The sequence below is a fragment of the Acholeplasma equifetale ATCC 29724 genome, from assembly GCF_000687735.1.
GTDB lineage: Bacteria > Bacillota_I > Bacilli_A > Acholeplasmatales > Acholeplasmataceae > Acholeplasma > Acholeplasma equifetale.
This window is the reverse complement of record NZ_JHXL01000004.1, coordinates 52,023-77,412: the sequence shown is the minus strand read 5'-3', so window position 1 is coordinate 77,412 and position 25,390 is coordinate 52,023. Positions and strand designations below refer to the sequence as shown.

The 25,390-nt window shown below is 29.9% G+C and carries 19 protein-coding genes, 1 tRNA gene and 1 other annotated feature; of the genes, 15 read left to right on the top strand and 5 right to left on the bottom strand.

Annotated elements, in window-relative coordinates:
- Positions 1-47 precede the first annotated feature (47 nt).
- Positions 48-623 (top strand): NADPH-dependent FMN reductase, encoded by a 576-nt coding sequence (locus T434_RS0103305; protein ID WP_026399891.1) that lies wholly within the window; start codon positions 48-50, stop codon positions 621-623.
- Between the two features lie 33 nt (positions 624-656).
- Here T434_RS0103305 and T434_RS0103300 read toward each other — a convergent pair whose 3' ends face one another.
- A complete protein-coding gene (locus T434_RS0103300) occupies positions 657-1,580 on the bottom strand; it encodes a lactonase family protein (protein WP_026399890.1) in 924 nt (307 codons plus the stop codon).
- Between the two features lie 177 nt (positions 1,581-1,757).
- On the opposite strand from T434_RS0103300, the gene acpP reads away from it, so the two are divergent.
- From acpP to adhE, 3 genes are all read left to right on the top strand, one after another.
- Positions 1,758-1,994 carry an acyl carrier protein gene (acpP, locus tag T434_RS0103295; protein WP_026399889.1) on the top strand — a complete coding sequence of 79 codons (237 nt, stop codon included), beginning with the start codon at positions 1,758-1,760 and terminating at the stop codon, positions 1,992-1,994.
- Between the two features lie 85 nt (positions 1,995-2,079).
- Complete coding sequence (gene leuS, locus T434_RS0103290) at positions 2,080-4,494, top strand: leucine--tRNA ligase (RefSeq protein ID WP_026399888.1); 2,415 nt, start codon at positions 2,080-2,082, stop codon at positions 4,492-4,494.
- 152 nt (positions 4,495-4,646) lie between these two features.
- Positions 4,647-7,229, top strand: coding sequence for a bifunctional acetaldehyde-CoA/alcohol dehydrogenase (gene adhE, locus T434_RS0103285; RefSeq protein WP_026399887.1), 2,583 nt, complete (start codon positions 4,647-4,649; stop codon positions 7,227-7,229).
- Between the two features lie 59 nt (positions 7,230-7,288).
- On the opposite strand, the gene mnmM is transcribed toward adhE, so the two are convergent.
- Positions 7,289-7,819, bottom strand: a complete 531-nt coding sequence (gene mnmM, locus T434_RS0103280; protein WP_026399886.1) for a tRNA 5-(aminomethyl)-2-thiouridylate-methyltransferase MnmM — start codon at positions 7,817-7,819, stop codon at positions 7,289-7,291.
- Complete coding sequence (gene mnmL, locus T434_RS0103275; protein ID WP_162150675.1) at positions 7,788-8,741, bottom strand: tRNA modification radical SAM protein MnmL/YtqA; 954 nt, start codon at positions 8,739-8,741, stop codon at positions 7,788-7,790. The genes mnmM and mnmL overlap by 32 nt, the downstream gene beginning before the upstream one ends.
- 77 nt (positions 8,742-8,818) lie before the next feature.
- Here mnmL and T434_RS0103270 point away from each other — a divergent pair, with 77 nt between their 5' ends.
- From T434_RS0103270 to T434_RS0103230, 9 genes are all read left to right on the top strand, one after another.
- Positions 8,819-9,580, top strand: coding sequence for a hypothetical protein (locus tag T434_RS0103270; protein ID WP_026399884.1), 762 nt, complete (start codon positions 8,819-8,821; stop codon positions 9,578-9,580).
- Positions 9,580-14,085 carry a PolC-type DNA polymerase III gene (locus T434_RS0103265; RefSeq protein WP_026399883.1) on the top strand — a complete coding sequence of 1,502 codons (4,506 nt, stop codon included), beginning with the start codon at positions 9,580-9,582 and terminating at the stop codon, positions 14,083-14,085. Before T434_RS0103270 ends, T434_RS0103265 begins: the two co-directional genes overlap by 1 nt.
- Positions 14,086-14,183: 98 nt before the next feature.
- Positions 14,184-14,915 carry a Bax inhibitor-1/YccA family protein gene (locus T434_RS0103260; protein WP_026399882.1) on the top strand — a complete coding sequence of 244 codons (732 nt, stop codon included), beginning with the start codon at positions 14,184-14,186 and terminating at the stop codon, positions 14,913-14,915.
- Positions 14,911-15,117: a binding site (T-box leader), on the top strand. It overlaps the preceding gene by 5 nt.
- A 54-nt stretch (positions 15,118-15,171) precedes the next feature.
- Positions 15,172-16,182 carry a phenylalanine--tRNA ligase subunit alpha gene (gene pheS / locus T434_RS0103255; RefSeq protein WP_026399881.1) on the top strand — a complete coding sequence of 337 codons (1,011 nt, stop codon included), beginning with the start codon at positions 15,172-15,174 and terminating at the stop codon, positions 16,180-16,182.
- 3 nt (positions 16,183-16,185) lie between these two features.
- Positions 16,186-18,534 (top strand): phenylalanine--tRNA ligase subunit beta, encoded by a 2,349-nt coding sequence (pheT, locus tag T434_RS0103250; protein ID WP_026399880.1) that lies wholly within the window; start codon positions 16,186-16,188, stop codon positions 18,532-18,534.
- Between the two features lie 70 nt (positions 18,535-18,604).
- Positions 18,605-19,624, top strand: a complete 1,020-nt coding sequence (gene rlmN / locus T434_RS0103245; protein WP_162150674.1) for a dual-specificity RNA methyltransferase RlmN — start codon at positions 18,605-18,607, stop codon at positions 19,622-19,624.
- 17 nt (positions 19,625-19,641) lie between these two features.
- Positions 19,642-20,595 (top strand): ribosome small subunit-dependent GTPase A, encoded by a 954-nt coding sequence (rsgA, locus tag T434_RS0103240; RefSeq protein WP_026399878.1) that lies wholly within the window; start codon positions 19,642-19,644, stop codon positions 20,593-20,595.
- A gap of 11 nt (positions 20,596-20,606) precedes the next feature.
- Positions 20,607-21,239 (top strand): ribulose-phosphate 3-epimerase, encoded by a 633-nt coding sequence (gene rpe, locus T434_RS0103235; RefSeq protein ID WP_162150673.1) that lies wholly within the window; start codon positions 20,607-20,609, stop codon positions 21,237-21,239.
- Positions 21,236-21,841: a thiamine diphosphokinase gene (locus T434_RS0103230; protein WP_026399876.1), complete on the top strand. Its 606-nt coding sequence runs from the start codon at positions 21,236-21,238 to the stop codon at positions 21,839-21,841. The genes rpe and T434_RS0103230 overlap by 4 nt, the downstream gene beginning before the upstream one ends.
- 42 nt (positions 21,842-21,883) lie before the next feature.
- Here the strand turns inward: T434_RS0103230 and rpmB are convergent, their stop codons facing one another.
- A complete protein-coding gene (gene rpmB / locus T434_RS0103225; protein ID WP_026399875.1) occupies positions 21,884-22,072 on the bottom strand; it encodes a 50S ribosomal protein L28 in 189 nt (62 codons plus the stop codon).
- A gap of 297 nt (positions 22,073-22,369) precedes the next feature.
- Here rpmB and T434_RS0103220 point away from each other — a divergent pair, with 297 nt between their 5' ends.
- Positions 22,370-24,049: a DAK2 domain-containing protein gene (locus tag T434_RS0103220; RefSeq protein WP_026399874.1), complete on the top strand. Its 1,680-nt coding sequence runs from the start codon at positions 22,370-22,372 to the stop codon at positions 24,047-24,049.
- A gap of 87 nt (positions 24,050-24,136) precedes the next feature.
- A tRNA-Leu gene (locus T434_RS0103215) sits at positions 24,137-24,222 on the top strand.
- Positions 24,223-24,419: 197 nt separating this feature from the next.
- Here T434_RS0103215 and T434_RS0103205 read toward each other — a convergent pair.
- Positions 24,420-25,319 (bottom strand): LysR family transcriptional regulator, encoded by a 900-nt coding sequence (locus tag T434_RS0103205; RefSeq protein ID WP_035358221.1) that lies wholly within the window; start codon positions 25,317-25,319, stop codon positions 24,420-24,422.
- Positions 25,320-25,390 lie beyond the last annotated feature (71 nt).

The window sequence follows — 25,390 nt, the reverse complement described above, 5'->3', positions numbered from 1 at the left end:
TCGAATTCGTAATATCATAGTGTTAGTATTTTATAGGAGGGTGACATATGTCAGTAAAAATAGGTGTTATCATAGGATCAATCCGTGATGGCAGACAAGGAGAAACTGTTGCAAAATGGTTCTTAAATGAAGCAAATAAAATTAAGGCTTCAGATGTTACATTAGAATTAGTAGATTTAAAATCATTTGATTTACCTTTAATAGGTTTAAATCCAAGCGAGACACAATTAAATGATTTAAAGCGTTGGCAAGAAACAATGAGTAATTTAGATGGTTATGTGTTAGTGACACCTGAATATAATCATGTTGTTCCAGGCAGTTTAACAAATGCATTTCAATTATTAAAACCAGAAGTAGCTAATAAAGCTTTAGCTTTTGTAGGATATGGATTTTTAGGTGCTGCAAGAGCAATCGTTGGTTTTAGAGCTGAATTAGCATATCAACAAATCGCATTAGTACAACAACAATTAAACATATCATTTAATGTTGACTACAAAGATTTTGGGACACCAAATCAAGAATTTACACCAGGTGCATATCATTTAGTAGAAATAGAAACTTTAATGAATCAATTAACAAATTGGACTAAAGCTTTAAAATTAGTTAGAGAACATAAAATTTAAAAAATAAAGGCCAAAATTGGCCTTTATTTATATTTATGAAATAAATATAATACAAGATGGTTCTGGAACAGGTAATGTTTTGATGAATTTTAAATCTCCAGTTGTTTCATCACGAGAAAATATTGCAACATTATTAGAATGCATATTTCCAACAACAATATGACTTTCATCTAAAGATATATTAAAATCTCTTGGATGTTTACCTTGTGAAGGATAAATACGTTTTTGTTTAAGTGTACCATCCTCATTAATTAAAAAATGTGTAATAGAATCATATCCACGATTTGAAATATATAAATGTTTTTGATCGCGTGTCATACGGATAGCAGCAGATGCAATACCAGCAGTTTGTCTATCAACGGTTTGATACTTTTTAACAAATTCCAAATCTTTATTGTAAAAATAGATTTCATGTGAATGTTCAGTTAAGCAATACACATTACCTTTATCAGATACAATTAAATGTCTTGGACCTACACCTTTATGAAGTGTTAAGTCTTTATAAGATTGAAGTTTTAAGTTTTCATCAATTTTATATGTGAAGATTGTATCTAATCCTAAGTCAGGAATTAATAATAATTGAAGATTTGCATCATATACACATTGATGTGGATGTGAACCAGTAGGATAAATTATTGTTTGAACTTTTTTAGTTAATGTACCTTCAAATTTATATGTTGAAATCTGACCAACATGATAATTTGCTGTAAATATCATTTGAAGTGTTGGTTCGAAAAAAATATGTGTAGGAGAATGTGCTTCGCTATGGTCTTCATAAATTAAATTTGAATCTTGATAAATTTCAATACCACCACGAGCAAGCGTAAATAAATAACCTTCTTGCACAGTAATATATGTAGGGTTAAATAAACGTTGATATAATGTGACTTTATCATCTTCAACTAAATAAATACCTTCAGAATCTTTTTTTGTATAAGTTCCAACTAAGAATTTCATAGCCAACCTCAACTTTCTATCAAACATTATAACATGTAAAAAGATATTTTATACCTATAAACAATGATTTTAAAGATATATCTTATACATAGAATAAAACATCATTGATACAATAAAAACATCTTGTGATATAATAAAGAATACGAAGTTTCAAATATATACTTTAGGAGGCAATTTATGTCAGCACTATTTGATAAAGTGAAAAATATCATTGCAGAAGAATTATCAATTGATGAAAGCAAAATTCAATTAGATTCAAGATTAATTGAAGACCTAGGAGCGGATTCAATTGATGCAGTTCAACTTATGATGAGAGTTGAAGAAGAATTTGATATTGAAGTATCTGATGAAGTCTTATCTGAATTAAAATCAGTAAAAGAATTAGTATCTTACTTAGAGAAGACTGTTAAATAATAAATCTCCTTTAAGGAGATTTTTTTTAAGATTGAAATATACGTAATTATTTTTTATAATAGAAGCAGTGAAAAGAGGGATTTTTATGGCTCAATATGATTTTCGTACAATTGAGAAGAAATGGCAAAAACATTGGTTAGAAACCAAAGCATTTAAAACTAAAAATGATCGATTTAGTCCTAAATATTATGTACTTGATATGTTTCCATATCCTAGTGCAGCAGGTTTACATGTTGGTCATATTGAAGGATATACTGCAACAGACATCATTTCTCGTTATAAGAGAATGAATGGTTATAATGTACTTCATCCAATGGGATGGGATGCTTTTGGTTTGCCTGCTGAACAATATGCTCTCCAAACAGGTAAAGATCCTAAATCATTTACATATCAAAATATTAAGAATTTCAAACGCCAAATCATTGAAATGGGTAAAGGTGTTGACTGGGATAGAGAGTTTGCAACATGTGATACTGACTATTATCGTTGGACACAATGGATTTTCAAAAAACTTTATGAAAAAGGTTTAGCACATCTAAAAGAAGTTGAAGTCAATTGGTGTGAAGGGCTAGGTACTGTTCTTGCTAATGATGAAATTATTGTTGTTGATGGAAAAATGGTATCAGAAAGAGGACATTATCCTGTTGTAAAAAAACCTATGCGTCAATGGGTACTTAAAATTACTGAATATGCAGATCGTTTGTTAGAGGATTTAGAATTAGTTGATTGGCCAGAAAATCTTAAAGAAATGCAACGTAACTGGATTGGTAAATCAAGTGGTGCAATGATTACTTTTGAAGTTGCTGGAAGTGAACATAAATTCAAAGTATTTACAACAAGACCTGATACAATTTACGGTGCAACATACTGTGTATTAGCTCCTGAACACCCGTTAGTATTAGAAATTGCATCTGAAGATGAATTAAGTAATGTAAAAAAATATATAGAACAAACAAAACAAAAATCAGAACTTGATCGAATTTCTGAAAAAACTAAAACAGGTGTATTTACTGGAAGTTATGCAAAACATCCAATTACACAACAACTTATTCCAATATGGATTGCAGACTATGTTTTACCACATTATGGTACAGGTGCAGTGATGGCAGTACCAGCTCATGATGAAAGAGATTATGAGTTTGCATTAAAATATGGTCTAGAGATTATTGAAGTTATTAGCGGTGGTACTCAAGGTGCATTCACAGGTGATGGTATCCACCACCATTCAGGTATTCTTGATGGTTTATATAATGAAGAAGCTAAACGTAAAATGGTTAGTTATTTAGAATCATTAAATATTGGTCATGAACATCATACTTATAAATTAAGAGACTGGGTATTTAGCCGTCAACGTTATTGGGGAGAACCATTCCCAGTACTTTATGATGAAGATGGCGGGATACACTTATTAGAAGATGATGAATTACCATTAACATTACCTGAACTTAATTACATCAAACCATCTGGAACAGGTGAATCACCATTAGTACATGCAACAGATTGGTTGGAAGTTACATTACCTAATGGTAAAAAAGCAAGAAGAGATACAAATACAATGCCTCAACTTGCAGGTTCAAGTTGGTATTATATTGGGTATATACTTAAAACAAATTTAGGATTTATTCCACTTGATAGCGAAGAAGCAAAACAAGTTTTAGATCAATTTTTACCAGTTGACTTATATGTTGGTGGTACAGAACATGCTGTAGGTCACTTATTATATGCTAGATTCTGGCATAAAGTATTTTACGATTTAGGTATTGTTTCATCTAAAGAACCATTTCAAAAGTTAGTTAACCAAGGTATGATTTTAGGCGAAGACCATCAAAAAATGAGTAAATCAAGAGGAAACACAGTATCTCCTGATGATATATTCCAATCTCATGGTGCTGACGCATTAAGAGTTTATGAAATGTTTATGGGACCACTTGAACAAGAAAAACCTTGGAGTACTGAAGGATTAGACGGTTCTAAACGATTCCTAGATAGATTTTTTAGAATGTTTGAATTTGAAATTTTAGATGAAGATGTTAAAGAACTTCAAACAATCTTCCATCAAACAGTTAAAAAAGTTACTGAAGACTATGAAAAATTAGCATTCAATACAGCAATTGCACAAATGATGATTTTTGTAAATGAAGTTTATAAAGTTCAAAAAATTGGTAAAAAACAAGCAAGAGATATTTTAAAACTATTAAATCCAATTGCTCCACATATCACTGAAGAAATCAATCAAACAATTTTAAGCCATCATGAAGAATTAATATATTCAACATGGCCTACATATGATCCTAAATATTTAATTGAAGATGAAGCTGAAATTGTTGTTCAAGTGAATGGTAAAGTTCGAGCAAAAATGACTATTTCTCGTAATTTACCTGAAGAAGAAGTTAAAAATTTAGCTTTACAACAACCAAATGTTATGAAACATATTGAAGGTATGGAAATTGTTAAGATGATTGTTGTAGCAAATAAAATTGTTAATATTGTTGTAAAATAATGACAAAAGACGGTTAAAAAATCCGTCTTTTTTATTGTTTTTGACTGAAAACGTATTCATTTATAGAATCATTTGAAATCATAAAAATTCTTTAGTAAGATAAGGCTAACAAGAACGAATTCAAAAATTAAATACTTAAAAGGAGAATTTTTATGGAAAAAGAAAGGATTATCTCTAATGAGGTAGATTTTTTAGTCATGCGCGGAAAACAAGCGCTTGAAAAGTATTATGAATTGACACAAGAAGATGTCGATCAAATTGTTGCAAAAGTATCTGTTGCAGCAATTGATGCCCATGGCCTTTTAGCCAAACTTGCAGTTGAAGAAACAAAACGTGGTGTCTTCGAAGATAAAGCAACCAAAAACCTTTTTGCAGTTGAATATGTTATTAATCATATGCGTCATTTAAGAACAGTAGGCATCATCAAAGAAGATAAAGTCACAGGAATTACAGAGATTGCAGATCCAGTAGGTGTTATTTGTGCGATCACTCCAGTAACCAATCCAACATCTACTGTGATCTTTAAATCACTTATTGCATTGAAGACACGTAACCCAATTATTTTTGCATTCCATCCATCAGCTCAAAATTCAAGTAAAGAAGCAGCAAGAATTGTCAAAGAAGCAGCTGTTAAAGCGGGTGCACCTGAATATTGTATCCAATGGATTGAAACTCCAAGTATGGAAAATACAAATGCATTAATGAAACATCCTGATGTTGCAACAATACTTGCAACAGGTGGAAATGCTATGGTTAAAGCAGCTTATTCATGTGGAAAACCAGCATTAGGTGTTGGTGCAGGTAATGTTCCAGCATACATTGAAAAAACTGCTCATATTAAACAAGCAGTTAATGATATTGTAATGTCTAAAGCATTTGATAATGGTATGGTTTGTGCATCTGAACAAGCAGTTATTATTGATGAAGCTATTTATGATGAAGTTGTTAAAGAATTTAAAGAATTACATGTATATTTTTGTAATAAAGAAGAAAAGAAAAAACTTCAAGAATTAATTTTTCCTGATGGTGTCAAACTTAATCCTATTATTGTTGGACAAAGTGCCTATGATATTGCACAAATGGCTGGTTTTGAAGTACCAAAAGATACAAACATATTAGCTGTTGAATGTAAACTAGTAGGTGATAAAGAACCACTTACAAGAGAAAAATTATCACCAGTTTTAGCATTCTTAAAATCTAAAGATAGCAAAGAAGGTATCAAACTAGCTATACAAATGGTTGAACTTAATGGATTAGGTCATAGTGCAGTGATTCATACACAAAACAAAGAAATTGTTGATGAATTTGGTTTAAAACTAAAAGCTATACGTATTATTTGGAATTCACCTGCAACATTTGGTGGTATAGGAAATATTTATAATCGATTTATACCATCATTAACACTTGGTTGTGGTTCATACGGCGGTAATGCTGTATCAGATAATGTAAGTGCGATACACTTACTCAATATTAAAAAGATTGGTGAGCGTAAAAATAATATGCAATGGTTTAAAGTTCCTTCAAAAATATATTTTGAAAAAGATGCAATTGAATATTTAAGACAAATGCATAACGTTAATAAAGCAATCATTATTACAGACCGAGTAATGGTTGATTTAGGATATGTAAAAAAAGTAACGGATCAATTAAGTTTAAGACGCAATCATGTTTCAGTTCAATTGTTCTGTGATGTTGAACCAGATCCATCAATTGAAACAGTTATTAAAGGCTATGAATTGATGAAATCATTTGAACCAGATACGATTATTGCAATTGGTGGAGGATCACCTATGGATGCAGCAAAAGCAATGTGGCTTTTCTATGAGCATCCTGAAGTTGATTTTGACGATTTAAAACAAAAGTTTATGGATATTCGTAAACGTGCATTCCGTTATCCAGAGTTAGGTAAGAAAACAAAACTAGTATGTATTCCTACAACATCTGGTACAGGTAGTGAAGTTACACCATTTGCGGTAATTACAGATACTAAGAATCAAAAGAAATATCCGTTAGCAGATTATTCATTAACACCTACTGTAGCAATTGTTGATCCAGCATTAACATTAACTCAACCAAAGAAAGTTACAGCAGATACTGGAATGGACGTTTTAACACATGCAGTAGAATCATATGTTTCAATTCTAGCAAATGACTATACTGATGCATTAGCTTTACAAACAGTTAAAATGGTATTCCAATATTTAAAACGTGCATATGATAATGGTAATGATTTTGAAGCTCGTGAAAAGATGCATAATGCATCAACCATGGCGGGTATGGCATTTGGAAATGCATTCTTAGGCATATCTCACTCAATGGCACATAAAGTGGGGGGAAGATATCATATTCCTCACGGAAGAATTAATGCCATTTTATTACCACATGTCATTCGTTATAATGGTCAAAAACCTGCAAAACTTTCTACATGGCCAAAATATAAATATTATGTTGCAAATGAAAAATATTATGAATTAGCACGTGCAATTGGCCTAAATCCTAAGAGCGTAGAAGAAGGGGTTGAGATGTTTGCTAGAGCGTGCTATGATTTAGCAAAATCTTTAGATATTGAGATGAGTTTCCAAGCTCAAGGTACAGATGAAAAAGATTTCTTAGAACATAGCCTAGAATTAGCATATGCTGCATATGAAGATCAATGTTCAACGGCAAATCCTAGATTACCTTTAGTTGAAGATATGAAAGAAATCTTAGAAAACGCATATTACGGGAAATTTTAAATAAGAAACACCTCAAATTTTGAGGTGTTTTTTCATAAAAAAAGTAGGCATTAAGCCTACTAAAAACTATTATAGTTCCAAAATACAATATATGGGGATTCTTTTTCAGTCTTATATGGGTTTCGAATGACTCGATATTTGATATTCTTTTTATCTAACCAAGAAGTAATAGCAACACTTTCAATAAAACCTTCTAAATGACCCGGATAAATAACTAATAAAATGAATCCCTTTTTATTTTGATTGAGATTTTCTAAGGTTTTAATCGTTGTTCTATGGTTTGTTTTTATTAATTTATCTGAACCAGGTAAATAACCTAAATTAAAGATAACTCCATCATAATCAGTTACATAATTTAATATGTTTTCATGAGAATCTAAGATGTACTTTACATTATTAAAATCTTTTAATCTGTTTTGAGTTTGATGAATAGCTTCTTCTTGAATATCAAAAGCATAAACAAGTTTAACTCGTTCAGCTAAAAATAAAGTATCATGACCATTTCCACATGTTGCATCTACAACAATAGAATCTTTATTGATGTTTTCTAAAATAAGATCATGTGCTTTCAATATGATGTTTTCTTTCATACATATCCCCCTGATAAGCGTTTAGTTTACGCATAAGTTTATCAATTTCATTGGATACGACAAATTTTTTCCTAGTCCAAGTTGGTGCAATAAGCATTTCAGTTGGTGCATCACCTGTTACACGATGCACAATGGTATTTTTATCTAAAATACGCAATTGATTGACAACAATATCGACATACTCTTCAAGTGTAAGAAGTGGCCAAGGCTTTTGTGTATATTCATAGCCCATTTTTGTTTTTTCCATTAAATGAAGCATATGAATTTTGATACCTTGTATTGGTAAAGTATTTAAATGTTTGATTGTATCTAACATCATTTCTTTGGTTTCGCCAGGTAAACCATTAATAATATGAACAACCACTTCGATATTTTTTTCTCTTAATCGATAAACTGCATCATCAAATGATTTTAAATCATGGGCTCTATTAATTAAATCACTTGTCTTTTGATGAACGGTTTGTAAACCTAATTCAACTTGAACATCAATGCGTTTATTGAGTTCTCCTAAATAATCAACAACATCTTGTGGTAGACTATCTGGTCTTGTACCTATTGATAGCATAACGATATTTGGATCAAGTGTAATAGCTTCTTCATAAAGTTCTTTTAATCTAGGTAACGGTGCATGTGTATTTGTATTTGCTTGGAAATATGCAATATATAAACCTTCACGCCATTTTTTATGCATTTTCTCTTTAATTTCTTCAAATTGTTTTTTTAATGGATCACGCTTGTTACCTGCAAAATCACCTGAACCCATCCAAGAACAAAAAGTACATCCACCTGATGCAACAGTACCATCAATGTTTGGACATGTAAATCCACCATTAAGTGATATTTTGAATACTTTTTGTTTGTATTTATTTTTGTAATAATTATTTAATGTATTGTAATGTTTTTCTCTTGTTATGAGTTCCATAGTTTCACCATTTTATATTTTACCATAAGTCATTCATGTGTTATAATAACGTTACGAGGAAATCGAGGAAATAGGGTATGTATCATCAATTTAAAACAAGTTTATTTCATCCAAAACGAATTATCATGTTTTTAAATAATTCATATGTTAAATTATGGGTTTACTTTTTTTTATTGATGTTTATTTTGACAATTCCGACCATACTTTTAACATTTAAATTTGATACTATGGCACCACATGATATACAAACCATGGAATTAGGTTATAAAGATTATTTTAAAGGATCTGCAAAAATAGAAAATGGCTTGCTTTATATTGAAGATTCTTATAATAAATCTTATACATTTGGTATGTATCAAATTTCCATGTCTCATCAATTTATTAGAAGTGAAGCGGTTATTCATATTGAATTTCAAGAAGATCGTATTAGGGTGCACATATTAAATATTTTTAAATATGATCAAACCTATTTTGATTTAGGTTTTGATGAATTTGATTTCAATGATTATTCAACCAAAAATATAGAACATTTTACAACATTAATGCTTAAAACGCTAAAACCAATAGAAGTCCATACAAAAATTTTATATGTTTTTATTGAATTTATAAAATATTCAATTGAAGCGTTAATGTTAATTATATTATCTACATTTCTAACACGATTACCTTTACCATTTAAATATAAATTCAAGGGTGGCGTCTATGCATCAACGATTTATGTCATTCTATGTTTTTTCGGAATTGTATTTAATATGGCGATATTAAATTTACTTGGAATTATTATGCTTATTGTCAACTATAATATATTTATAAGAGGACTGAAAGGACATGGTATATAATGGATAAATTCAAATTATTTTTAGAACAAGCACAACTCAATATTAAACCATTAGATACTGCAACTTTAAATTCAGTTACTGTGAAGAAAAAATCTGGAGGGCTATTATTTGATATTACGTTTGATGAAGTCATGAGTCCGCCTTTAATGAGCTCATTTATTAATCAACTCCAAACATTTTTCTTTAAACCAGGTATTGTAAAGTCAATTGACTTTGTTTTTTCATTTAAAAATCCAAACTTAAATGGGTATGAAAAAGCATATTACGATATGCTAATTATTAAAGCATCTGAAAAATTCTCACCAATTTTGATGTTTAAAAACTATAATTATGAGTTTAAAGATAATACATATTTTATTCATGTTGAAAAAGATTCAGTCAGCATAAAAAAATATTTTCCATTATTAAAAGATGAATTTTTAAAACATGGATTTAAAGTGAATTTTGATGTTATTGTTAATGAAAACATTCAAAGCGTTAAAGAACAAGTTGAACGACATATTCAAGAACATGCAGAAACATTAATGTCATTAACACCTAAAAAAGAAGAAGTCATTTTAGATAAGAAAGTAACTTTCCAATTTAAACATAAACCTGAAGAAGTAAAAATTGAAGAGATTCCTACAACTCAATATGGTCTTGATAAGTATAAAAATGAAAAAGGTCATTTGAATTTTCAAATTGAAGGTGAAGTATTTAAAATAGACAAACGTGAATTACCACGCTCAACATTATTTACATTTTCAGTTTTTGATGAAACAGATGCAATTAACGTTAGACGATTTTTTACACAAGAAAAAGATATTCAGCTTGCTAATGACATAAAAGTTGGTGATGTGATATCTGTTTCTGGTACGGCAGAATATGATAACTACGTAAAAGATGTTGTCTTAACACCAAGGGCATTTAATAAAATTGCACGTCCAGAAAAGAAAGAAAGAATGGATCGTGCAAAAGATAAACGTATTGAATTTAGTTTACATACAAAAATGAGTCCAATGGATGCAGTCACATCGATTGAAGATTATGTTAATACGTTAGAATCTTGGGGACATGAAGCATTCGCAATTACAGACCGTAATGGTGTTTATGCATACCCAGATTTAGTAAAATCACTAAAGGGTAAAAAAATTAAACCCATTTATGGTGTTGAACTAAACTATGTTAATGACTATGAGTTTAAGATTACAACAGATTATCATGAAGATTTTCCATTGAAAGATGCAACATATGTTGTATTTGACTTAGAAACAACAGGTTTTTCTCACACAAGAGATAAAATTATAGAAATTGCAGCATATAAAATTCAAAATGGTGTCATTGGTGAAGCTTTTGAAACATTTGTGAATCCGAAAGAAAAATTAAGTGAAAATATTAAACGTATTACAAATATTGATGATGAAATGCTTCAAAATGCTGATCCGATTGAAGTTGTTTTACCTAAATTTCTAGAATTTATTAAAGGTGCAGTTTTGGTTGGACAAAATGCATCATTTGACGTTGGTTTTATTAAAGAAAAATCATTACAATTAGGTTTACACCATGAATCTTTTGCAGTTATAGATACATTAAATATTGCAAGATATTTTTATAATAGCGAAAATAAAGAAAATAATCATGCAAGATTTTATAAAACTCCAAGTGGTAATATTCCTGATTTAAAACGATATAACTTAAAAGCTTTATCAACATTTTTTAAAGTTAAACTTGAAGCCCATCACCGTGCAATTTATGATGCATATGCTACAGCAGAAATTTTCTTAGCTATGCTGCAAGATTTTTATAAAGAAGAAATCATGACATATTATGAAATTAATGCAGCTATTGATTTAAATGAAGCGTGGCGTCATCAAATTCCTAAAAATGCATTAGTTTATGCAAAAAATCAAGAAGGATACAAAAATTTATTTAAACTTGTTTCAGACACATTAACAAACCATTTAAATCATGAACCGAGATTAGTAAGAAGTGTTTATGAATCATTAAAAGAAGGATTACTCATTGCTAGCGGTTCATATAATGGTGAGGTTTTTGAAGCAGCACTTAACTTAAGCGATGAAACTTTAAGAGAAAAAATTAGTTTTTATGATTTTATATTAGTTCATCCTGTTGAAGGTTATTTACATTTAGAAGAACAAATTGGACCAAACTTTAAAGAAACAATTCAAGCAACAATCAAAAAGATAATTGATTTTGCTAAAGAACAAAATAAATTAGTTGTTGCAAGTTCTAATGCATATTACTTAAATCCAGAAGATAAAAAATATCGAGATATTTATGTGAACACAAAAAGCGTTGGTGGTGGATTACATCCATTACACGGATATGAAAAAACACCTAACCAACATTTACATACAACTCAAGAAATGCTTGATGCATTTAGTTTCTTAGATCCTGAAACACAACATGAAATTGTTATAGAAAACCCTAAAAAAATCAATCAAATGATTGATACTGTTAAAGCTTTCCCAAGTGAACTTTATTCAATTCAAGATGATGCGTTTAAAGATACATTAGGTGTTGAATCAATTGCAGTTACAATTGAAAAAATGGTTTATGAAAAAGCCCATCAATTATATGGACAAACACTTCATCCTTTTGTTGATCAACGTATTAAACGCGAATTGAAAAATATTATTGAAAACCAATTTGCACCTATTTATTTTATTTCTCATTTACTTGTTAAAAAGTCATTAGAAGATGGATACTTAGTTGGATCAAGAGGATCAGTAGGGTCATCTTTAGTTGCGACAATGCTTGAAATTACTGAAGTTAATCCATTAAGACCGCATTATCGTTGTCCAAATGGTGATTTTACAGTATTCAAAATGAATGATGAAGAAATTATTGAATATGGTGTAAAACCTGAAGAAGAGCCATTTTTAGAAGTACTTAAAGAAGTTAAATCAGGATATGACTTACCGAATCGAACATGTCCACATTGTGGTAGAGATTTAATTAAAGATGGGCATGATATTCCGTTTGAAACCTTCTTAGGGTTTGATGGTGATAAAGTTCCGGATATTGACTTAAACTTCTCAGGAGATTATCAAGCAAAAGCCCATCAATATGTCAGAGATTTATTAGGTGAAGATTTTACATTTAGAGCAGGAACAATTCAAACGGTTGCTGAAAAGAATGCATTTGGATATGTTAAAGGTTATTTAGAGGATTTAGGTTTAACAAAGCGAAATGCGTATATTGAGTTACTTGCTAAAGGTATTGAAGGAGTTAAACGTTCAACTGGACAACACCCAGGGGGAATTGTTGTTGTTCCTAAACATAAAACAATCTTTGATGTAACACCAATTCAATATCCTGCTGATGATAAAAATGCAACATGGAAAACAACGCATTTTGACTATCACTCATTTGAAGATAACTTATTAAAACTCGATATTCTTGGACACGATGACCCAACGATGATTAAGTTTTTCATGGATTATGTTAAAAATCATCCTGAAGAGTTTCCTTTCACACGTGCTCAAGATATTCCAATTGATGATCCGAAAGTTTATCAATTATTCCAAGGTACTGAAGTCTTAGGTTTTAAAGCAGATGATGTTTATGGTAATGTTGCAAGTTATGCAATACCTGAATTTGGGACATCATTTACAAGACAAATGTTAGAAGATACAAAACCAAGCACATTTGCTGGATTAGTCAAAATATCAGGACTGTCTCATGGTACGGATGTTTGGTTGAAAAATGCTCAAGATTTAGTTTTAGGCAAAACAGATTACGGCAAAATTTCATTCGATGAAATTATTGGTTGTCGTGATGATATTATGGTTGAATTAGCATTTAGAGGAATGAAACCACTAAAAGCATTTGAGATTATGGAGTTTGTTCGTAAAGGAAAACCTTCATCAAATCCTGCTAAGTGGGCTGAATATGAAGCTGAAATGCGTGCAAATGGTATTCCTGAATGGTATATTTGGAGCGCATCGAAAATTAAATACATGTTCCCTAAAGCACACGCGACAGCTTATGTAATTATGGCGATGCGTATTGCATGGTTTAAAATATATAAACCACTTCTATTCTATAGTGGATTTTTCTCAAAACGTGCAGTTCAATTTGAACACGATACAATGATTGCTGGTTATAATGCAATTCGTAATCGTATCAATCAAATTCTCAATCAAAGTGAGAAAAAAGCCAAAGAAGAAGAACTCTTAGTAACATTATATGTAGCATTAGAAATGACTAAGAGAGGGTATAAATTTTATCCAGTAGATATTCATAAAAGTGAAGCAAAAGAATTCATCATCGAAAAAGACGGATTAAGAATGCCTTTTGTATCAATTGATGGATTAGGTGATCAAGTTGCATATGATATCATTGATAAGCGAAATGAAAAACCGTTTAAATCAATAAAAGATGTTGAAAGCAGAACAAGAGTGAATAAAACAGTCTTTGAAAGATTGGAAACTGCTGGAGCATTTAAAAACTTAAGTGATGAAATACCTGAAATTGAAAGTGGTTTATTTGCAATTGATTAAAAAATTGTCTAAAATAACACATAAAAAAAGTTCTTTATAGTAATTTAATTATAAATTGTATAAGATAGAAGTATCAAATAATCGAGGTGAAGTATAAAATGCGTAACACAAACCCAGTTTTCTCAAGTTTAGAAAAACGAACAGCTATATATGGAACTGATGTTGCAACTCGAGCTGGCATTGGTTTAAAAACATTATTTTTAGTTCTTGTTACTTTAGTTTCAGGCTATGTAACAATACTTATTCCGTCAAACGTGTTGATCATTGCATTAGTATTATCAGGAATTATTGGATTTATTAGCGTATTAGTATCTAATATATCACCAAGACTTGCAATGCCTTTTTCAATTATTTACTCTGTTGCACAAGGTATGGCATATGGTACATTAACATGGATTTTAGAAGCTATTATTCCAGGCGTTGCATTAACTGCAATGGTTGGTACAGCTATTGTATTTATAGTGATGTTAATGTTATACTATACTGGTCTTTTAAGAGGTTCTAGATTACTATATAACATCGTAATTAGTTCATTAATTACCCTTTTAATTGGATCGTTAGTTATATCAATTATCTCATTAGTAAACCCTGCTTTTGCAACAGCATTTAGTCAAAATGTTGAACTAGCTGTTGGCTTAGGTATTTTCATGGTTGTATTAGGTGCATTCATGCTTACTTTAGATTTTGAAAGAGCAAATGCAGTTGTAAATATGGGACTTGAAAAGAGCGCTGAATGGCAAGTTGCATTAGGATTTATGGTAACATTAATATGGATATACTATAATATCCTTAGATTGGCAGTTATTTTCTTATCAAGAAATAGGAACTAAAACGAAGATATAACAGTAGTAAGAAATATCTAATTACATAGCGATAAGTGAAATGGTGAAAGCACTTATAATTAGACTTCTGAATTCGGTTATGGAGTGAAAAGGTAAAATCTTTTCCGGGTTGTTCCGTTATCAACATTGAGGGCATAGTTTATCAAACTATGAACTAAGGTGGTACCGCGAATATAATTTCGTCCTTAGATTTTCTAAGGACGTTTTTTTTATCTAAAAATATAAAAAATAAAGAGGTGTAAATATGCAAAATGAAATCATGAAATTAATTGATAATTTAAAAGAAAAATTAAACCATACAAATTCATTGGAAGATGTTGAGAACTTAAGGGTTGAATTTTTAGGTAAAAATGGATTATTAACTAAAATGATGCCTTTAATTAAAACATTACCTAATGAAGAGAAACCACAATTTGGTAAATGGATTAATGATGCAAAAGAAATCATGGAATCTATGATTTACCATGCTAAAAATGACATTCTTGAAAAAGAATTAGAAGTTAAACTTAATAAAGAAAAAATAGATGTTACAATACCTGGATATCAATTTCGCCAAGGTTCTATACATCCATTAAGTTTAATTATTGAATCATTAGAAGATTTCTTCTTAGGTCAAGGGTATTTAGTTGCAGAGGGACCTGAAGTTGAACTTGATAAATATAATTTTGAAATGATGAATATTGCAGAAGGGCATCCAGCAAGAGAAATGCATGATTCGTTTTATATTGACCAAAATCGTTTATTAAGAACACATACATCACCTGTTCAAGCAAGATTTATGGAAAAATCAAATGGAAAACCAATCGCAATCATTTCTCCTGGTAAAACTTATCGTCGTGACCCAGATGATCAAACACACTCCCATCAATTCATGCAATGTGAAGGATTAGTGATTGGTGAAAATATCCATGTTGGTCATTTAAAAGAAACACTTTTATCACTAGCTAAATACTTATTTGGTGAAGATAAAGAAATTCGTTTAAGACCTTCATACTTCCCATTCACAGAACCTTCATTTGAAGTTGACGTATTATTTACAAAAAAGGATAAGAGCCAAACTTGGATTGAAATTTTAGGTTCAGGTATGGTTCATCCTGAGGTTTTAAGAATGGGTGGATATAACCCAGAAAAGGTGAGCGGTTTCGCATTTGGCATTGGTATTGAAAGAATCGCAATGCTTAAATATGGTGTTGATGATATTAGAAACTTCTATACCAATGATTTAAGATTCTTAAAACAATTTAAGGGGGAATAAAAGATGCATATTTTAGAAAATACATTAAAAAGATTTATAAATGTCCCAGAAAATTTAGTTGAATTAACAAACCAACATATTATTGAAGTGGATGAACATAAATTAGTTAACACTTCAACAAATATCGTTATTGGTAAAGTTTTAACAAAAGAAAAACATCCAGATGCTGATAAATTATCTGTGACTACAGTTGATGTTGGTAATGAAGTTTTAGATATTGTTTGTGGAGCTCCAAATGTAGCTGCTGGTCAATATGTTATTGTTGCTAAAGTCGGTGCTGTTTTACCTGGTAATTTTGAGATTAAAAGTGCTAAAGTTCGTGGTATTGTATCCAATGGTATGATATGTTCTTTAAAAGAATTGGGATTAGATGAAGAAATTATTCCTGATGCATATCAACATGGTATTTATGTTTTTGAAAAAGAAATGCCATTAGGTGTTAACCCGCTACCATACTTAGGATTAGATGGCATTAAAATGACTTTAGGTTTAACACCAAATCGAAGTGACTTATTAAGTTATGTTGGATTTGCATTTGATTTAGCTGCAGTTTTAAATCAAAAAATCACGTTACCTAAATATGAATTCAAACCAGTAAATAAGAAAAATCCGATAAGTGTTAAAATTGAGACTAATAAATGTTTTATTTATCATGGTGCGATGCTTGATGTTAAAGTTAAAGAATCACCATTATGGTTAAAAAGTTTCTTAATTGAACATGAGGTTCGTCCAATTAATAACGTTGTTGATATTACAAACTATGTGATGCTTGTATATGGCACACCTTTACATGCATTTGATTATAAAAAAGTTAATTCAAATGAAATTGTGATTAAAGAGGCTAAAGAATCAACTAAAGTTGTAACTTTAGATGAAATAGAAAGAAATGCTGAATCGGGTGATATTTTAATTACAAATGGTAAAGAAGCAATCGCATTAGGCGGTGTGATGGGATTAGCTAATACGATAATTGATGATTCAACAACTCAAATCATTTTAGAAACAGCTAACTTTGATAAAAATCAAATTTCAAAAACTTCTAAGCGTTTAGGTTTAAGAAGTGAATCTTCACTAAGATTTGAACGTGGTGTAGATACAACTAGAGTTGAACTTGGAATGAATGAAGCGATTCAATTATTAATTGAATTAGCAGATGGAAAATTATATCAAGGTATTGCAAAAGATCAAAAACCACAACTAGGTAATCTATCAATTGAAACAAGTGTCGAAAAATTAAATCGTAAACTTGGTACTAAATTGGAAGAAAAAGAATTATTAAGTTATTTTGAAAGATTAAATTATGAAATTAAGAAGAATAATGATAAAGTTGTTTTAACTGCACCAAGCTATCGGAATGATATTTCAATTGAAGCAGATTTAGTTGAAGAAATTGCCAGAATTTACGGTATTAACAAAATCCCGAATGAAAAACGTACATTCGATTCAATAGGTTTATTAACACCATATCAAAAAAATGTACGTCGTTTAAGACATTTATTAGCAAATCTAGGTTTTAATGAAGTTATTAATTATTCATTAGTTAAGAGAACAGATTTAGATTTAACAATGAGTTTAGGTAATCGTGTTGAAGTCTTAATGCCTATGAGCGAAGATCGAAAAACTTTACGTCAGTCATTAATTTCTGGATTGTTAAATAATGCTTCTTACCATATGCGTCGTCAAATGGAAGATTTAGCATTCTTTGAGATTGGTAAAGTATTTGCAGAAAATATAGAGAAAAACCATTTAGCGTTATTATTAACAGGTAAATGGATTGATACTTTATATGATAAAAAAGACTTTGAATCAAACTTTTTCGTATTAAAAGGAGTATTAGAAAATATTGCTTCAGCATTTAAATTAAATATCAGTGTTGAACAATCAAACTATATACCAGTTTTACATCCAGGTATTCAAGGCGATATTATCATTAATGGTGAAATTAAAGGATTTATTGGTAAGATTCATCCGAAATATGAAACTATTTATGACATTAAAGATGTTTATGTTCTTGAATTATCAATTGATCCAGAAACTTTAAAAAATGTATCTACTCAATATGAACCTGTAAGTAAATTTCCTTCTGTTGAACGAGATTTATCATTCATTGTTTCAAGAGAAATTCCAATTCAAAAAATACTTACACTAATTCAACAAACTGGTAAAAAATTAATAACAAATGTTAAGTTATTTGATATTTATCAAAAACCAGGTGAAGATACTCATTCATTAGCTGTTTCTATCGAATTTAATGATAAAGAAAAGACTTTAGAAAAAGAAACTGTTGAAAAAGTGTTAAAGTCTATTAAAAATCGATTAAGTTTTGAATTTAAAGCTATAATTAGAGATTAAGAGCATAAAATATGCTCTTTTTTTTCGAGAATGAAAGACTTTTTAGTATAATATGATTGAGGTATAAAATATGGACTTAATTTATGATTTAACATATAGCGAATTAGAAGAATATATTGTTTCTAAAGGATATCCAAAATATCGTGCTGAGCAAGTATGGCGATGGGTATATCAACAAAAAATAGATGCATTTAGTGAAATGAATAACGTTCCACAAGATTTAATTGAAATATTATCTAAAGATTTTTCATTTGATTCTATGGAAATGGTTATTAAAAACGTATCAGCAGATGGTACGATTAAATTTTTATATGACTTAAAAGATGCTAACTTGATTGAAACAGTTTTAATGAAACATAATTACGGTATGAGTGCTTGTGTCACAACACAAGTGGGATGTAATATCGGATGTTCATTTTGTGCATCAGGAGTTTTAAAAAAGAAACGTGACTTAACAGCAGGTGAAATTGTTGCACAAATTATTAAAACAGAAAAAGATTCAGGTGTACGTATTTCATCAATTGTAGTTATGGGTATTGGAGAACCTTTTGATAATTATAAGAATTTAATTAAGTTCTTAGAGATTGTCAATCATCCAAAAGGATTAGCAATAGGTGCAAGACATATTACAGTTTCAACATCAGGTTTAGTACCAAAAATTAAAGAATTTGCACACTTTGGGATGCAAGTTAATTTAGCAATTTCTCTACATGCTCCAAATAATGAAATACGTTCTAAACTTATGAAGATCAATGATCGTTTTAAAGTTGAAGAAGTTGTTGATGCAATTAAATACTATATTTCAGTTACTAATCGACGTGTAACAATTGAATACATTATGATTAACGAAGTTAATGACTCAGAAGAAACAGCTTTAGAATTAGCTCAATTATTAAAGGGTATGAATGTTTATGTCAATTTAATACCATATAATAAAGTTAAAGAAGCACCTTATGAACGTTCAACATTAGAGCGAAGAGAAGCCTTTTTTAATGTACTTAAAAAACATAAAATTACAGCAGTATTACGTCGTGAACAAGGACATGATATTAATGCTGCATGTGGTCAATTAAGAAGTCAAAATCTTTGATTCTAGCGGAGGTTAATTTGAATCAAGCTTTAATTATTAAGTTAATCGGTGGGCTATACAGCTTTAAGAATTTAAAAACCGGCGAAATTTATGAAGGTTATGCTCGAGGTAAATTTAGAAAATTTAAAGTCGATGAAACTTCAAGTTTTAATAAAAATAAATTTCGAGGCACAAAAAAAGAAGTTAAAGATATTACTTTAAGCCCTAAAGTTGGTGATCTAATTGATTATGAATATGTATCAGGTCAATATATTATCACCCATATACATCAAAGAAAAAACGAACTCATTCGTCCTGATGTAGCTAATGTTGACCAAGTTTTATTGGTTTTTTCTGCAACTCGACCAGAGTTTAGTTTTCGATTACTAGATAAGTTTTTAGTTATTTTAGAGTATCATGAGCTTAAACCGATTATTGTTGTAAGTAAAATTGATTTATTGACTGATGATGAATTAGAAAAATTAAAAAATCAACTCAAACATTATGAATCTTATTACGAAATATACTATGTAAATAGTAAACAAAAAATTGGTTTTGATATATTAGAAAATGTATTTAGTCATAAAATTACTGTTTTAGCTGGTCAAACTGGTGTTGGTAAATCAACATTACTTAATGCATTAATTCCAGAATTACAACTAAAAACTCAAGAAATTTCTTTAGCACTAGGTCGCGGCAAACATACAACAAGACACTCTGAAATTTATCCATTTAAAGATGGATATATTGCAGATACACCGGGATTTTCTAAATTAGAATTTGAGTTCCATGACTATGAAATGATTAAGAATTATTTTGTCGATTTTGTTGAATTAAGTAGTAATTGTAAGTTTGGTTCTAAATGTAATCATTTGCAAGAACCAGATTGTATGGTAAAATTAAATGTTATAAAGGGTGATATTTTAAAATCACGTTATCAAAGCTATTTAGATTTTGTAAATGAATTAAAAGAACGAAAAGTCAAATATTAAAGGAGGAAAACATGAAAGTAGCACCTTCGATTTTAACTGCGAATTTTATTCGATTAGAAGATGAATTAAAATCTATTGAAAAGGGATCTGACTATATTCACGTTGATGTTATGGATGGTCATTTCGTGCCAAATATTTCATTTGGACCTGCAATTGTTGAACAAATTGGAAAACTATCACCATTACCTATGGATATCCATTTAATGGTTGAATATCCATTAAATTGGGTTGATAAAGTAAATTTTCCAACTACAGAATTCATTACTGTACACGCTGAAGCTCATCGCTTTGCTGAAAGTATTAAACGTATTAAATTTATTGGTAAGAAAGCTGGTGTTTGTATTAAACCAAGTACAAGCGTTGAAACCATTATGCCTTATTTACCACAAGTTGATTTAGTGTTAGTTATGGGTGTTGAACCTGGGTATGGCGGACAAATGTTTATTCAATCACAACTTGAAAAAATCAAGCAATTAAGTGATTTAAAAGAAAAACATGGTTATATATATGAAATTGAAGTTGATGGTGGAATCAATGCATCAACTGCAAAACAATGTAAAGAAGCAGGTGCAACAATCGTTGTTGCAGGTACATTTATCTTTAATTTCGAAAATCGAAAAGAGCGCATTGAAAGTTTAAAATGAAACGAATTGTTGTTTGTGTTTATCCAATTTTATCAAATATAGAAACTGTGCTTGATGATATAAAATATGATCAACTTATTTCTGTTGACCAAGCAACACATTTTCTGATTGAAAAAAATATCCCCATTAGCTTAGCCATTGGGGATTTTGATTCTATAAAAGATAAAATTGTATTAAATGATATAAATCATATTACCTTGAATGTTGAAAAAGATGAGACGGATACCTTAGCTGCTATAAGATATGCATATCAACAAAACCCAGATGAAGTCATTGTATTAGGTGGTATTGGTGGAGAGAGAATTGAACATTCAATTGCTAACATTTCATTATTAAACGAGTTTCCTAATTTAAAGATAATTACTGACTATTCAAAAATTTATACATTGAGTGAAGGAACATATCAAACATCATTCAAAGGGTATATATCAATATTTAGCATGATAGATTCAGTAATTTCTCTTAAAAACTTTAAATATCCTTTAAATCAATATGAACTTACATTATTTAATACAATTGGCATTTCAAATGAATTAAACGGTGATATAGGTACTATAGAGGTTAAAAAGGGTAAAATCATGGTTATTGAGTCTAAAAAATAAAAAAAGGCTCAAATTAGCCTTGATTTATACGTTCGGTTTTAATTATGCGCGTTCTAAAGAGAGTTTCTTTAAAGCTTTAGCAGAAATCTTAACCTTTACAACTTTACCATCTTCATTTTTAATACGAACGGTTTGTAGATTTGCCTTCCATTTACGACGAGTCGCATTTAATGCGTGGCTGCGTTTATTACCAAATGATGTAGTTTTACCAGTAACATAGCATTTAGCCATAATATCACTCCTTTATTGCCTTATTTATCTTAACACATTACAATATAAATTGCAATAATAAAAAAGACAATTATATAAATATATATAAAATGTTAATTACGTCATAAGATAAATTACGTGAAAACATGTAAAAATATGATATAATATGAAAGCAGAAGTAGTGGATATGTATTGAGTTTATGTTTTAATTATGTTATACTTATGTGCGTAATTGAGACAGACTCTTATTATTGAAAAAATTACAACAAATGTATATGACAATGTTCGCCTGATTTAAGGGTGAAACGGAGGAAAAATATGTCTAATAAGAAAATCAGTGGCGACCTGTTTAAAAAGATGGTCACCAATGGGGCAATCCACTTAAAAAACAATCATAAAGAAGTGGATCACCTCAATGTGTTTCCTGTACCAGATGGTGACACGGGAACAAATATGCAAATGACAATGATGGCTGGAATTAAAGAAGTAAAAACAGTAAATTCAGATTCAATCGTAGATATAAGTAAAATATTATCTCGTGGATTACTCATGGGAGCAAGAGGTAACTCAGGTGTTATTCTTTCTCAGTTCTTCCGTGGAGTATATGCTGAGATCTCTAAAATTAATAACGGTTCAGTAAATATTAAAGAATTTATCCAAGCATTAGTTGGTGGATATCAAATGGCATATCGTGCAGTTATGGATCCTGTTGAAGGAACTATTTTAACTGTAGTTAGAGAATCTGCTGAACGTGTATTAAAAGAACAGAAGAATTTAAATACGATTGAAGATGTATTAAAAGTGTATTTAGAGCAAGCAAAAGAAACTTTAATTAAAACACCAGAATTATTACCAGTATTAAAAGAAGCTGGCGTTGTTGACTCAGGTGGAGCAGGCTTCGTTAAAATTATTGAAGGTATGCTTATGGCACTTGAAGGTCACATCTTAAACGAAGTTGAGCAAATTCAACAAGAACAACAGCAACATAATGAATATGTGGGTGCACATAATCTAGGTGAAATTGAAATTAAATATGGTTATTGTACAGAATTCATCGTACAACTTTACGATTGGAAATCATTTGATATTAACAGTGTTAGAGAACCGTTAGAACAAATGGGTGATTCATTGGTCGTTGTAACAGATGATGATTTATTAAAAGTACACGTACATACAGATCAACCCGGGGTTGCATTAACATTAGCTCAAAAATTTGGTGAATTAAAAACAATTAAAGTAGAAAATATGCGCTCACAACATTCCAATATTACTGGCCAAGAACATCACCATCATAGTCATGAAAAAACAACTGAAACAAAAGAAGCGAAAAAAGAACCATCTAAATATGGTATGATTGCTGTTGCACAAGGTAAAGGTATCAAAACTGCACTTAAGGAGTTAGGTGTTGACGTTGTTATCGACGGTGGTCAAACAATGAACCCACCAACAGAAGACTTTGTAAAAGCGATCCAATCAATTCATGCAGAAAATATTATTATTTTACCAAATAACTCGAATGTTATCTTAACTGCTGAACAAGCTGCTAAGATAACTGAAGGTGTTAATATTGCTGTATTGAAAACTAAAACACCTGCACAAGGTTATTCTGCATTAATACAATTTGATCCAACATTAGAATTGGATGAAAACATTGAGACAATGCAAGAAGTCATAGAAAATATGAAATCTGGTGAAATAACTTACGCTGTTCGTGATACAGAAATGAATGGCATTCAAGTTAAAACAGGTGATTTCATCGGTATTTCTAAATCTAAATTATTAGTTTCAACACCAAATAGATTGGAAGCAATTAAAGAATTATTAACTCAATTAATTGATGAAGATTCTGAGATTGTAACTATCTTCTATGGTCTTGATGTATCAACTGAAGAAATTGAAGAAGTTGAAGCATTTGTTTCAACATTAAATGGTGATTGTGAAGTTGAAGCAATCCCTGGTGAACAAGATATTTATTCATACATTTTATCAGTTGAATAATTGATTAAAATATAAAAGGGGTTGTACCCCTTTTTTGGTTTATGAATGTTGATTTTTAGTATAAATTATGCTATTATTTTATAGCATGCTCGGGTGGTGAAATGGTATACACGCTACCTTGAGGTGGTAGTGGGAGAAATCCCATGAGGGTTCAAATCCCTTCCCGAGCACCATATTGAATGCATAAGTTTGATACGTGTCCACTTTATCTTGACAAGTGCAATTGATGTATCAAGTTTATTATGAGTCGTGATTTTATCAAAATAATTGCATTAAAATATCTAAAGAAAATTAAATTGACTTGATCATATATCAAGTTTTTTTATTTTTTAAAGCTTTATATATATAAAAAAGCACTTCAACAAGTGCTTTAATTGACCAATAAGTGGTTGTATATTGAAATGATACGTTTTAATTCGTTGATAAATTGAAAATCTTTATGGAAGTATAAATTAATTTGACGTGTCATATCAATGTTATCTATATTTATTAACTTGAATTTATTTTTCTTAATTTCCTTGATACAAGATTTACGAGATAAAATGGATACTCCAAAATTATCTCGTACTAAATCTTTAATAACTTCAACGTTATCAAGTTCTAAAACAACATTGAAATCTGAGATATCGAAATTTTTAGTTTTTAGATGAGATTCAAATAAAATACGTGTATCAGAAGAAATTGATCTTAAAATTAATTTTTCATGTCTAAGTTTTTCTAATGATATACTTTCAAATTCTGAAATTGGATTATCGTTTGATACTGCCACAGCTAATGTATCATTATCAAGTGGAATAAATGAAAAATCTTTATCAGAAATATTACCTGTAATGATACAAATATCTATCTCATATGTTTTCATTTTTTGATAAAGATTTTTAACTGAATCAGAAATCAATCGAATATGGAATGCATTATTTTCGGAGGTGTATTGAGCGATTGCTTTTGCGATGATATTGGATTCTAAAGTATGTGTAATTCCTATAACTAATGTATTTTTCATAGAAATATTTTTACGTATTGAATCCAAGGCTATAGTTAAGTTATGGGTTAGCTGATCTACTCTTTTTGCATAACGCACCAAGAGTTCTCCTTCTTTGGTTAACTCAAGCTTCTTTTTTCTTTTATCAAATATGACAATTTTAAATTCTTGTTCTAAGCTTTTAATTTGTTGGCTTACCGCTGGTTGCGTAAGTGCTAAATTATAAGCGGCTTTAGTAAAACTACCCGTTTCTACAACGGATAGTAAAGTTTTTAACTTGATATCCATAAATTTTACCCCAAAAATAATTAATTTATATATCTTTATTATATAACACAAAAGTTAAATGAAAATTTATT

Bases quoted from the DNA above. Each gene is read 5' to 3' on its own strand.
- T434_RS0103305 (WP_026399891.1), top strand. From the start codon at position 48: ATGTCAGTAAAAATAGGTGTTATCATAGGATCAATCCGTGATGGCAGA.
- T434_RS0103300 (WP_026399890.1), bottom strand. From the start codon at position 1,580: ATGAAATTCTTAGTTGGAACTTATACAAAAAAAGATTCTGAAGGTATT.
- acpP (WP_026399889.1), top strand. From the start codon at position 1,758: ATGTCAGCACTATTTGATAAAGTGAAAAATATCATTGCAGAAGAATTA.
- leuS (WP_026399888.1), top strand. From the start codon at position 2,080: ATGGCTCAATATGATTTTCGTACAATTGAGAAGAAATGGCAAAAACAT.
- adhE (WP_026399887.1), top strand. From the start codon at position 4,647: ATGGAAAAAGAAAGGATTATCTCTAATGAGGTAGATTTTTTAGTCATG.
- mnmM (WP_026399886.1), bottom strand. From the start codon at position 7,819: ATGAAAGAAAACATCATATTGAAAGCACATGATCTTATTTTAGAAAAC.
- mnmL (WP_162150675.1), bottom strand. From the start codon at position 8,741: ATGGAACTCATAACAAGAGAAAAACATTACAATACATTAAATAATTAT.
- T434_RS0103270 (WP_026399884.1), top strand. From the start codon at position 8,819: ATGTATCATCAATTTAAAACAAGTTTATTTCATCCAAAACGAATTATC.
- T434_RS0103265 (WP_026399883.1), top strand. From the start codon at position 9,580: ATGGATAAATTCAAATTATTTTTAGAACAAGCACAACTCAATATTAAA.
- T434_RS0103260 (WP_026399882.1), top strand. From the start codon at position 14,184: ATGCGTAACACAAACCCAGTTTTCTCAAGTTTAGAAAAACGAACAGCT.
- pheS (WP_026399881.1), top strand. From the start codon at position 15,172: ATGCAAAATGAAATCATGAAATTAATTGATAATTTAAAAGAAAAATTA.
- pheT (WP_026399880.1), top strand. From the start codon at position 16,186: ATGCATATTTTAGAAAATACATTAAAAAGATTTATAAATGTCCCAGAA.
- rlmN (WP_162150674.1), top strand. From the start codon at position 18,605: ATGGACTTAATTTATGATTTAACATATAGCGAATTAGAAGAATATATT.
- rpe (WP_162150673.1), top strand. From the start codon at position 20,607: ATGAAAGTAGCACCTTCGATTTTAACTGCGAATTTTATTCGATTAGAA.
- T434_RS0103230 (WP_026399876.1), top strand. From the start codon at position 21,236: ATGAAACGAATTGTTGTTTGTGTTTATCCAATTTTATCAAATATAGAA.
- rpmB (WP_026399875.1), bottom strand. From the start codon at position 22,072: ATGGCTAAATGCTATGTTACTGGTAAAACTACATCATTTGGTAATAAA.
- T434_RS0103220 (WP_026399874.1), top strand. From the start codon at position 22,370: ATGTCTAATAAGAAAATCAGTGGCGACCTGTTTAAAAAGATGGTCACC.
- T434_RS0103205 (WP_035358221.1), bottom strand. From the start codon at position 25,319: ATGGATATCAAGTTAAAAACTTTACTATCCGTTGTAGAAACGGGTAGT.